The organism is Streptococcus sp. A22, assembly GCF_043674215.1.
GTDB lineage: Bacteria > Bacillota > Bacilli > Lactobacillales > Streptococcaceae > Streptococcus > Streptococcus suis_V.
In genome coordinates this window covers 1-11,248 of record NZ_JBIMJQ010000040.1, presented here as the reverse complement: position 1 = coordinate 11,248, position 11,248 = coordinate 1, and the positions used below count along the sequence as shown (strand labels likewise).

At 43.8% G+C, this 11,248-nt stretch carries 11 protein-coding genes; all 11 read right to left on the bottom strand.

Annotation, left to right across the window (positions count from 1 at the left end; translation table 11 throughout):
• Nucleotides 1-118: 118 nt before the first annotated feature.
• The gene (locus ACHBHN_RS10780; protein WP_394734105.1) at nucleotides 119-2,770 is read right to left on the bottom strand and encodes a valine--tRNA ligase; all 2,652 of its coding nucleotides are present in this window, start codon (nucleotides 2,768-2,770) and stop codon (nucleotides 119-121) included.
• A 114-nt stretch (nucleotides 2,771-2,884) separates the two neighbouring features.
• On the bottom strand, nucleotides 2,885-3,361 hold the full coding sequence (locus ACHBHN_RS10775; RefSeq protein WP_394734103.1) for a VOC family protein: 477 nt from the start codon (nucleotides 3,359-3,361) through the stop codon (nucleotides 2,885-2,887).
• A gap of 247 nt (nucleotides 3,362-3,608) precedes the next feature.
• Nucleotides 3,609-4,637 (bottom strand): hypothetical protein, encoded by a 1,029-nt coding sequence (locus tag ACHBHN_RS10770; protein WP_394734101.1) that lies wholly within the window; start codon nucleotides 4,635-4,637, stop codon nucleotides 3,609-3,611.
• Between the two features lie 83 nt (nucleotides 4,638-4,720).
• Complete coding sequence (locus ACHBHN_RS10765) at nucleotides 4,721-5,107, bottom strand: helix-hairpin-helix domain-containing protein (RefSeq protein WP_394734099.1); 387 nt, start codon at nucleotides 5,105-5,107, stop codon at nucleotides 4,721-4,723.
• A 15-nt stretch (nucleotides 5,108-5,122) separates the two neighbouring features.
• Nucleotides 5,123-5,377 carry a DUF1912 family protein gene (locus ACHBHN_RS10760; protein WP_024391064.1) on the bottom strand — a complete coding sequence of 85 codons (255 nt, stop codon included), beginning with the start codon at nucleotides 5,375-5,377 and terminating at the stop codon, nucleotides 5,123-5,125.
• A gap of 107 nt (nucleotides 5,378-5,484) precedes the next feature.
• A complete protein-coding gene (locus tag ACHBHN_RS10755) occupies nucleotides 5,485-6,486 on the bottom strand; it encodes an aldose epimerase family protein (protein WP_394734097.1) in 1,002 nt (333 codons plus the stop codon).
• 160 nt (nucleotides 6,487-6,646) lie between these two features.
• Nucleotides 6,647-7,048: a PTS sugar transporter subunit IIA gene (locus ACHBHN_RS10750; protein ID WP_172009494.1), complete on the bottom strand. Its 402-nt coding sequence runs from the start codon at nucleotides 7,046-7,048 to the stop codon at nucleotides 6,647-6,649.
• 1 nt (nucleotide 7,049) lies between these two features.
• The gene (locus ACHBHN_RS10745) at nucleotides 7,050-7,871 is read right to left on the bottom strand and encodes a PTS system mannose/fructose/sorbose family transporter subunit IID (protein WP_105111198.1); all 822 of its coding nucleotides are present in this window, start codon (nucleotides 7,869-7,871) and stop codon (nucleotides 7,050-7,052) included.
• On the bottom strand, nucleotides 7,858-8,754 hold the full coding sequence (locus ACHBHN_RS10740; RefSeq protein ID WP_172022786.1) for a PTS sugar transporter subunit IIC: 897 nt from the start codon (nucleotides 8,752-8,754) through the stop codon (nucleotides 7,858-7,860). Before ACHBHN_RS10740 ends, ACHBHN_RS10745 begins: the two co-directional genes overlap by 14 nt.
• Nucleotides 8,755-8,793: 39 nt before the next feature.
• Nucleotides 8,794-9,279 carry a PTS sugar transporter subunit IIB gene (locus ACHBHN_RS10735; protein WP_105123427.1) on the bottom strand — a complete coding sequence of 162 codons (486 nt, stop codon included), beginning with the start codon at nucleotides 9,277-9,279 and terminating at the stop codon, nucleotides 8,794-8,796.
• A gap of 16 nt (nucleotides 9,280-9,295) precedes the next feature.
• Nucleotides 9,296-11,068, bottom strand: a complete 1,773-nt coding sequence (locus tag ACHBHN_RS10730; protein ID WP_394734095.1) for a beta-galactosidase family protein — start codon at nucleotides 11,066-11,068, stop codon at nucleotides 9,296-9,298.
• Nucleotides 11,069-11,248: the final 180 nt, after the last annotated feature.

The window sequence follows — 11,248 nt, the reverse complement described above, 5'->3', positions numbered from 1 at the left end:
ATTCTGGCAAAAAGACCGACTATCAGACCAATAAACAGAAAAAGACAAACGCCTCTTAAGTGTTTGTCTTCAATCTGAAACGTTAGCATTTGCTAACGTTTTCATAATCTTTAGTAACTTAATTCACCAATTTCTTCATCTCTTCAATCCGCCCTACTGTCGCATCGTATTTTGCTTGGTAGTCGGCTTGTTTTTCTTTTTCTTTTTCAACGACTTCTGGTTTGGCGTTGGCGATGAAGCGTTCATTGCTGAGTTTTTTACCGACCAAGTCTAGTTCTTTTTGCCATTTGGCAAGCTCTTTGTCCAGACGAGCCAACTCTTCTTCGACGTTGAGGAGGTCGGCGAGTGGCAAGAAGATTTCAGCACCGGTGATAACAGCTGACATAGCTAGTTCTGGTGCATCGATACTTGAGCTGATTTCCAACTGCTCTGGGTTAGTAAAGCGTCGGATGTAGTTTTCATTTGCCTTGAAGAAGGCTTCAAGCTCGCTATCTGCCGTCTTAATCAAAATGGTAATCGGCTTAGATGGCGCAACATTGACTTCTGCTCTGCTATTTCGCACCGAACGAATCAAGTCCTTAAGGCTCTCCACTCCCTTGTGCGCTTCCGCATTTTCAAAGGCTGGGTTGACAACAGGGTAAGCTGCCACCACGATAGAGCCCTCTGCGTACTGAGCAAAGATCTCTTCCGTCACAAACGGCATGATAGGGTGGAGGAGGCGAAGGATTTGGTCCAGCGTGTAGAGAAGGACAGAGCGGGTCATGACTTTCTCAGCCTCGTTGTCGCTGTAAAGCACCTCCTTGGTCAGCTCCACATACCAGTTGGCGAACTCTTCCCAGATGAAGTTGTAGAGGATGTGACCAGCCACACCAAACTCGAATTTGTCAAAGTTTTCAGTGACCTTGGCAATGGTTTCGTTGAGGTTGTGGAGAATCCAGCGGTCCGTCACGTTACCAGCCTCACCAGCTGCGACTTTGGCTACATTCTCACGCGCCGCATCCAAGGTCAACCCTTCATTGTTCATGAGGATATAGCGGGAAATGTTCCAAATCTTGTTGATAAAGTTCCAAGAAGCATCCATCTTCTCATAAGAGAAGCGGACATCTTGACCAGGGGCAGAGCCGTTTGACAAGAACCAACGCAAAGCGTCCGCACCATATTTCTCGATGACATCCATTGGGTCAATCCCATTTCCGAGCGACTTGGACATCTTTCGACCTTCTTCGTCACGGATCAAACCGTGGATCAGCACATTCTTGAACGGCTGACGACCTGTAAACTCGAGCGATTGGAAAATCATGCGTGACACCCAGAAGAAGATGATGTCGTAGCCCGTTACCAAGGTTGAAGTTGGGAAGTAACGCTGGAAGTCCGCCGCATTTTCGTCAGGCCAGCCCATGGTTGAGAATGGCCAAAGGGCAGAGCTGAACCAGGTATCTAGGACATCCTCATCCTGTACCCAACCGTCACCTGCTGGGGCATCTTCTCCGACGTACATTTCGCCAGATTCGTTATACCATGCTGGAATCTGATGACCCCACCAAAGCTGACGCGAGATAACCCAGTCATGTACATTTTCCATCCATTGTAGGAAAGTATCGTTGAAGCGTGGTGGGTAAAATTCTACCTTGTCAGCTGTCTCTTGGTTGGCAATGGCATTCTTAGCCAACTGGTCCATCTTGACAAACCACTGGGTTGACAAGCGTGGCTCGACTACCACACCTGTACGTTCAGAGTGACCAACGGAATGCACACGGTTTTCGATTTCCACAAGGGCCCCCAGTTCTTGCAACTTAGCAACCGTTGCCTTACGAGCTTCAAAACGGTCCATACCTGCAAATTCGCCTGCGAGCTCGTTCATGGTACCGTCATCGTTCATAACATTGACTTGTGGCAGATTGTGGCGTTGACCGACAAGGAAGTCATTTGGATCGTGGGCAGGTGTGATTTTCACAACCCCTGTACCAAATTCAGGATCCGCGTGCTCATCCGCAACGATTGGGATTGGCTTGTTGACGATTGGCAGGATAACATTTTTACCAATCAAGTCCTTGTAACGTGGATCTTCTGGATTAACCGCCACCGCAACGTCACCGAACATGGTTTCAGGACGGGTTGTCGCAACTTGAAGGGCACGAGAACCATCTTCCAACATGTAATTCATGTGGTAGAAGGCACCTTCGACGTCCTTGTGAATAACCTCGATGTCAGAAAGGGCTGTGCGAGCCGCTGGGTCCCAGTTGATGATAAATTCGCCACGGTAGATCCAGCCTTTTTTGTAGAGTTCTACAAAGACCTTGCGAACAGCTTTTGACAAGCCTTCGTCCAGCGTGAAGCGGTCACGTTGGTAGTCCAAAGACAGACCCAACTTGCCCCATTGCTCACGAATGGTCGCTGCGTATTCATCCTTCCATTCCCAGACTTTATCGAGGAATTTTTCACGACCAAGATCATAACGGGTCATGCCTTGCTCCCGCAAGCGTTCCTCAACCTTAGCCTGAGTAGCAATCCCCGCGTGGTCCATACCTGGAAGCCAGAGGGTGTCAAAGCCCTGCATACGCTTTTGACGGATGATAATATCTTGAAGAGTGGTATCCCAAGCGTGTCCCAAGTGCAACTTACCGGTTACGTTTGGCGGCGGAATGACGATAGAATAGGGCTTAGCCTCCGCATCGCCTGACGGCTTAAAGACATCTTGGTCCAACCAAGTTTGGTAACGACCAGCCTCAACCTCGGCTGGATTGTATTTTGGTGATAATTCTTTTGACATTATTTTTTCTCCTTTAGTATTCTTTAAGAAAATTGGCGTATACTATCCTCAAGCTAGAAATAGCTCAATTCTTTTTCATATAATCTCCTAGAAATAATCAGTCCTTGGGGCTGACTATTTCGTTTCCCCCACCAACTCTATCTTTATCCCATCTGGATCTTCTAAATAGAGGGCGTAGTGGTCTGGTCCTCCTGCGTGGGGATAGCGATCATCATACAGCAATTTGACTCGTCTGGTCAAAAATTCCTGCCGCCATTGGTCAATCTCATCTGGTGTCCCCGCATGAAAAGCTAGATGATTGAGACCTATACGGCAACGGTGATAACTTGGCTCTAGGAAGTCCTGTGGCGTTTGGACAAAGACCAGGTACTGCTCTGGTCTTGACATAGGATTACTGTTTTCGCTTTGCTCAAACTGCATCAATGGCTCTAAACTCTCCTTCGTCGCTAGCGACTTGGAGTCATAAAGAGCCATAGAAAATCCCCCTTCCCACTCCTGATAGAGCGAGTAGCCCAGCTTGGTCAGGAGAAAGTCGTAAAACGCACGTGAAGTTTCCAAGTCAGAAACGTAAATTTCAACATGATGTAGCATATCTTCTCCTTTCCAAATGAAAATCCCTGCCTAGACTTGCTAGACAGGGACGAAGTTATTCCGCGGTACCACCCTTGTTCAGATACATTATCTGCACTTTGCTTATTCGATTCACATCATCAGCAACCAGTTTTGACATTTGTGCGGATTTCTCAGTACCACCGCTTCCTGTGACAAATGGGGCTCAAAACACCTCTGAATGGCTTTATTGTAACAGAATTATGAACTGTAAGCAAGAAAAATAAGTCTAAGATTTGAATTGAATTCCTTGAGCTTTTAAGTGTTCGACACTAGTTTTTCCAATGCCATCTAAAGCTAGTAATTCTTTTTCAGTCCATTTTTTAAAATCTTCTAACTTATGAATACCATTTTCGTAAAAAATTCGAAATCGTTTTTCCTGCAAATGCACAAGCTCTGGCAGTTGGTAGAACTTATAGAAATGTTGAATCGTTCCCTCACGATTTTCCTCAATTTCCCTGGTCATTTGATTGACTCTTTTAACCAAATCCCGTCTACGTTCCAGGAAATCCTGCATAAATACCAGCGAGTTAAACATGGTATCTGATTCACTAATAACAAATAGACCATTTTCTTCGAAAGCCACCGTCGGCCAATGACCAATTTGAAAGATCCATGAATATTCAGGATAGCGTTCAAGAATTAGTCGCAAGACTGACTTAGCCACAGCAAATTCGCCCCTAACCATAGAAGCTATTAAAAAATGTATAGCTGTCGCATCTTGAACTGTTGCATTCTTTAATTCATTTTCAAACTGGTTCTGTAGATATTCAAAGTCAAAAACCTGATTTTTAACGCTCAATAATATAAAAATAAAGTCGCGATGATAGGCTTCTTGGGGATGACTTATAATAATATCGCACAAATCATTGGCTAATCCGTACAGACCTTTTTCAAAATAAAAATATAAGATATTTAAAACGATTCCTAAACTGTAACTTGGTTCTTCCTTATTCCAGGCTGGGCAACCTTCCTCGAGCCACAATTCAATAGCCTCCGCCGCAAATAAATTGATATCTTCGAGATTTTCATATCCCCATTCAGGGTATTCAAACTTGTACAATTCAAATCGAGCACCTAGATGCTCTGGATTCAACTTCAAAATCTCTCTAAGACCACTCTTGATTTCATGTGGATACTTCCTGTAAACAACCTCCCAAAATAGTTGATCTGTTGATAAACCATTCATTTTTTGTCCGGTAAATTTTTTCTTCGAATGAATAGAAACAACTTTCTTCCGATTTTTCTTCTTTGCCATTAGATTTTCTCCTTGAATATTCTAATTCTATTATAGCAAGAGAAAAAGAAAAAACCAACTCATTTCCGTTGGTTTCTGTTATATTAAGCTTTCAAGCCAATCCCTTTTTCTTTCAACTGCTTGATAGTTGCAGGACCGATGCCTTTAAGTGCCAATAGCTCTTTTTCTGTATGGTTTGCAAAATCAGCCACAGATTGAATGCCTGCTTGGTAGAAGGTTTCCAAACGTGCTGCTGCAATGCCTTCCAACTCAGGAAGTGCCAAAAAGTCTTCCAATGAAGTCGCTGATGAAGTCACCTCTGCTACAACTTCTTTCACCTGTTCGACAGCCTTCTCTACCACAGCCTCAGCCTGATGTGCGACTGTCTCAACAGCTCCGCGAGCAGTTTCAAGACCGACACGCCCTGCTCGTCTCAAGTCTGCTAGTTGTTTTTTTAATAGTTTTTTACGATTTGTTTTTTTCTTTGACAATGCTTAATCCTCTCCTTAATAATGTCTTTGACCAATCAGTTCATCTGGTAAATCATGAAATCCTTTACCAGCGTGGTAGTTGGCAAATTTTCCTTGAATAAAGCGATAGGCATCCAGCTTGCTCTCATAACGAATATATGCATCCGCAGCACGCTCATCCTTATCCTCTTCCAATACACGACGGCTTTCTTCTACCGCCATCTCATTTACCATAACCTGTGTATTGACCCAGGCCTCAAATTCTTTTAAAAATTCTTGTTCTTTCGTCATTATTTTCCTCTTTCGTCTGCTTCGTTTGAAACACACCGATTTATTATACCACATTTTCCAAAAAAGACAAGAAGCCCTATCTGTATAGCAGGTAGAGCCTCTCCTTCTTACCAAGTAAATTGATAAACTGTTTCAGACAAGAATTCCTCATCTTTTTCTAGCAAAATAGAGCCAAAACCATCTAGGTTGCAAGCATTTGGCAGAGCCTGGCATTCTAAGCTAAAGGCACCATGGTAGGTAGCCAAAGCTTCAACAGGATAATTGTAGGTGTAGATGACCACTGATGGCTGATTGGTTCGCACGCGCAGACCAATTTTTCCATCTGGACTGACCACTTCAACTGGCCTATCCGCATCCTCCAAGAGCCACGGATGGTCGTAGCCCTTCACCAACACATTCTGTGGGTGCTGGCTGTCAAAACCTTGCGCAAATGGGGCTAGTTCTCTAAAGTCAAATGGTGTACCTGTCACATCTTCTAAAACACCTGTCGGCAGATTATCCTCACCAAGCGGAGCATAGCGATTGGCTGCAATTCGAATTTCATGGTCTGCTACTGACTGCTGAAAATCCCCCGTTAAGTTGAAATAGATGTGATTGGTCGGATTGAAAATAGTATCTTTGCTAGACACCGCCCGATAATCTACCGTCAACTCATTCTGGTCTGTTAGACCATAAATAGCCTCAACCCTCACATCTCCTGGAAAACCATTGAAACCATCTTTTAGGAAAATCCCAAAGGTAACTTGATTTTTTTCGTGGTCAAGAGCAACATCCCAGTACTGTTCATTTGCCGTGTCAATCCCACCATGCAAGGTGCGACCTGGCTCATTTTCTGTGAACTGATAACTGGTTCCCTTTATCTCAGCCTGAGCTCCTGAAATACGCCCCGCTACTGGGACAATAGTTGAACCAGGGTACAAGTCTGTCTTACGGTAATCATCATCCGACTCAGCAGCCAAACTGACATTGCGTAAACCACCATTTTCCCCTACTGGCAAGAGCACTTCCACCACTCTGGCACCAAAATCAGTCAGAGTGACCTGCATACCATTCTTATTTTTCATGTAATAAAGCTTCGCTTGTGCACCAAAATCTTTTACTTCAATCATCGCTTTTCCTCACAAAATCAAATGAGGGGAGGCAATCAACTTGCTTCCCCTCAGGATACTTAAAGCCTATTTAAAGCTAGTATTAGCTTGCCATAATACTTTGGAATAACCCTCGCTTTCGTATTTTCAGGCTCGGGCTGAAAAACTCCACTGGAGTTTTTCACTCATCCTCATCATCGCTAGATGTGAGGAGTTTGTTGATGTGTTGAATATTGGTTGAACCAAATTCGACGTAGTCAACGTCCTCTCCAAGGAGAACACCATTCAAGAAACCGATGACCATCGGCATGTTCATACCTGCATAGAGGTCAAACTGCGCACCGTCAATCAATTTACGAGAAACCACGTTAGCAGGTGTTCCACCAAGTAAATCTGCGAAGACAACAAAGTCGTCTAAATCTGCAATTGTTTCTTCAAATTTTTTCTGGAAGTCTTCTGGACCTTCTTCAGGAAGGAGTGCCACAGTAAAGATATTGTCCTGTGGCCCCATAATCATCTCAGTGGATTTTTTGAGTTCCTGACAGAATGTTCCATGACTTACTAACACTAAGCTCTTTGTCATATTAAGCGCCCATACCAAATGCGAAGCGACCAAGCGCTGAGAAGGCAAGTGCCAATACAATGATAATCAAGATAGCCTTAGTTGAAGTCATACCCTTGCGGCCCAACAACCAGAAGACAAAGCCTGTGAAGATTGCAGGAACCAAACGTGGGAAGATTGAGTTCAACAAGTCTTGGATATCAATTGTTTTCTCACCGATTGCTGGAGTCCAAGATACTTCAAAGTTGATCATAGTTGCAATCAAGGCACCCATCATGAAGACACCCATTACAGATGCTGCATCAACAAGGGCAGTCAAACGATCGCGCATTGTTGTGATTAGTTTAGTACCTTCTTTGTAAGCAACTTCCAACTGTTTCCAACGGAAGATGTCGTAGACAACTGCTACAGCAACCCAGAGGAAGATACCGAGTGGGTTCCCATCAGCTGCAAAAGTCGCTGCAATTGTACCCATGATTGCTGGAACCAAGGAACCAAAGATAGAGTCACCGATAGGGGCAAATGGTCCCATCAAACCAGTCTTGATACCATTAACCGCATCTTTAGAAGCAACACCGTCGCTTTCTTCGAGGGCAAGGTCAATACCAGTGATGATAGTGTGGAAGAATGGAGAAGTGTTGAAGAATTGTGTATGCAATTGCATCATTTCTTTCAATTCAGGAGTTCCATCTCCATACATTTTACGCAATTGAGGCAAAATCATGTAGAGGTAACCAGAACCCTGCATCCGCTCGTAGTTCCAACCCAATTGATAAGTGAACAAGCTACGTTTGTTGATTTGATTAAAATCTTCTTTTGTTAATTTGTAATTAGATTTCGTCATCGTCAATTTCCCCACTTTCTGAATTTGATGGAGCAACCACTGCTACTTTTTGGCTATTGATGTAGTGCAATACTGAAAGGAATGCACCGATAATCGCAATACCGATCATTGACAAACCTTTGAAGTTGTTTACAAATGATACACCTGCATCTTCTGGAAGAGTTCCAACGATGCCTGCAACAGCACCACCCAAAGCAGATACGTTACCGTAAAGAACAGTCAACATAGCTGTAAGGGCAAAACCGATTGCCAAGTAGTGAAGGTTACGTTTAAGTGGAAGGTAGTGGAGCAAGATTGCAAATCCAAGACCTGGAAGCATACGAGCAGCGAGAGTCAAACCATCAGCAATCCATTGGTATTGTTGGATAGTGTTAACCATTGATTCAACGAAACCACCACCGAAAGTGAGTGCCAAGAAGACTGGAAGTGCACGAGAGAGTGCCCATGGAATCGCACCAAGAAGGTAGTTGCGTTCGATTGCTGCATAGTCAAATTTTTCTACCGCAGCATCCACACGGTGTGCGAAGTAAGTAGTTGAGAAACGACCTGCAATATCAGTATAAACAAGAAGTGCCGCTACTGGTACCGCGATAGTTGATACCGCAAGTTCTGGATCGATACCTTGTGAAACAGAGAAAGCTGTCGCAAGAACCGCACCTGAAGTTGCGTCGATACGAGATGCACCACCGAAGGTACCAACACCGAGTACCATCAATTGAAGAGATGCACCGATAGCAAGACCAGTGGCCATATCACCCATGATCAAGCCTGAGATGAACCCTGCAAAGACTGGTGAACCTGCTGACGATACGATAGTCAACTCATCACAAATCTGATAAGCAGAGTAGAGCGTTAAAAGTACTATTTGCCAGAATTGCATAATAGTGTTCCTCCTTTAAAATTTTTCAAAAATATCCGAATGTTAACGAACTTTATCCAACAAAGGCATAAAGTCTTTAGGTGTATCACCTGGTACCATTTGAGCAATCAATTTTACTCCCTTGGCAACCAAGGCATCAAAATCAGCGATATCCTTATCAACCACGTTGATAGAACGAGTCACTGAACGCGTTTCAGGTGTTTGAGACATGTTCCCTACGTTCAATTCAGGAATTTCTACACCATATTCAACCAAGCGCAGGAAGTTTTCAGGGCGACGTGCCACAATCAATAGACGTTGGCTATCGTACTTACCTTCCTTAATATTGTTAGCTGCTTTTTCGATAGGTAAAATGGATAATTTTACACCAGGTGGGCAGGCCAATTTCAAACCTTGTTTCTCAATGTCGTTTTGAGCAACAGCATCGTCAATAACCATGATACGACCGATATTTAATTTGGTAGTCCATAGGTTAGCAACCTGACCGTGAATCAAACGACCGTCAATACGTGTAGCAATGATTGCCATACTAAATCTCCTTTTTCTAAAGTTCTTTATAAATGGGTTCCTGTGAAAAGCTTATCTTCTCTCTATATCTTCCTTCCGTCTCAAAGACGATAATCTCATTCTCTCCTTTCTTTAAGTATCCTTTTGGAATATAGAGATAGAGGATTGGACCTTTTTCCCAGAAACGTCCGATATTTACATTATTAACAAATACAACACCCTTACCAAAACCTGTCATGTCCAAGTAAGTGTCTGCCAGTTCATCCACTTCAAATCGGTAGCGGTAAAAGGCTGGTTGCCCTTCCTTCCACTCCTTGGTAAAATCTACCGTTTCCACAGATTCTAGGGGGAGAGGATAGGTTTGCCAATTGCCGATAAAGTGAAGATCAGCTATCGCGCCCCGACCAATACCTTTGGACTGGGTTGGTGCGGTTAGCTTGTGACCATAATTGACACGTCCCATATTTTCGACCAGGATTGAAATGTCGGTGTGCTGATTCTGCAAATCCAGCTCAATATCCTCACCGATTTCCGTCTGATACTGGGTTGTGACCAGATGGCCATCTGCATAGACCTGTATCCTGTCACGTGCATCAATAACTCTAAACCGTTCCGCCTCATCCTTATCCTTTTCAAGGGTAGTCTGGTAGAGAATGTAGCCTGTATTCTGACCCAACTCTTCCATATTTTGTGGATAGAAGCTAGATAGGGAACCGCTTACATTTTCTAGTGTCCCAAAGAGACTAACTTTTGCCTCTAATTCCACCGATGGGTAGGCTTTGGCTGCTTTAATGAGTGGTTCAGCATAGTTCGATTCTGGATAGGCTTCCTTCATCAAGGATTGAATAGCATAGAATTTCTTAGTAGGATTCCCCGCCTCATCCAAGATGGCATCGTAGTCATAGGAAGTTACCTGTGGTAAATCAATCTGACCCCGGGCCGAACAGCCGTTCATAAAGCCGAAGTTAGTCCCTCCATGGAACATGTAAAGATTGATAGACCCAAGCTGGATACAATCCATGACAGACTGGGCAAGCTCATCTGGATCCCGGCGAATAATCTCATCTCCCCAGCGATTGAACCATCCATCCCAAAATTCCATACACATGAGTGGCCACTTCTTATCGTATTCATCGAAGAAATCTTGCATCATAGCAAAGTTTTCTGCAGCCTTGGAACCAAAGTTTCCTGTGACCAAAATATCATCGTCTATCAGGGTACCAGCTCTCAAAGTGGCTCTCCATGGACCATCCGATGTGAAAAAGGGAGCTGTCAGGCCATGCTTTCTCATCAAATCTGCTACTGCTCTCAGGTATTCCTTGTCCTCACCGTAGGAACCATATTCATTTTCCACTTGGAACATGAGAATGTTTCCACCTTGTGAGAGTTGGTGCTTGGCCAATTTCGGAAGAAGAGAAGCGTAATATTCATCTAAATGCCTCAGATAAGTTGCATCGTGCGAACGTATCCGAAGCTCCTCCGTCATCAACCAAGCGGGGAGACCTCCCCATTCCCACTCTGCGCAAATATAGGGGGAAGGACGAACAATAGCATATAGCCCTAAATCCTGAGCAATGCTTAGAAATCGTTCGATATCTAAGATTCCTTCGTAGTTGAACTGACCTTTCTGAGGCTCGTGCCAGTTCCAGGGGACGTAGGTTTCAACTGTATTAAAACCCAGGGCCTTTAAATTGTACAAAGAGTGATACCAATCATCAGGGTGAACCCGAAAATAATGAATTGCACCAGAAAGAATTTTGAAAGACTTCTGATCCAAATAGAACTGATCCTTTATTTCAAATTTCTGCATTTATTTTGCCTCCGATGTCACTGCATCCCTTTGTCATCAATATATTAACACAAATTACTGGTTATGTCCAGTAGTTTTTTTGAAAAAATGTAAAATTTTTTAAATCCCAATTTGTCAAGTCAAGTGCAACAAGTTCATTGATAACTAGAGATCCAGAGGTTAAGCTGTCTGGGCTAGCCC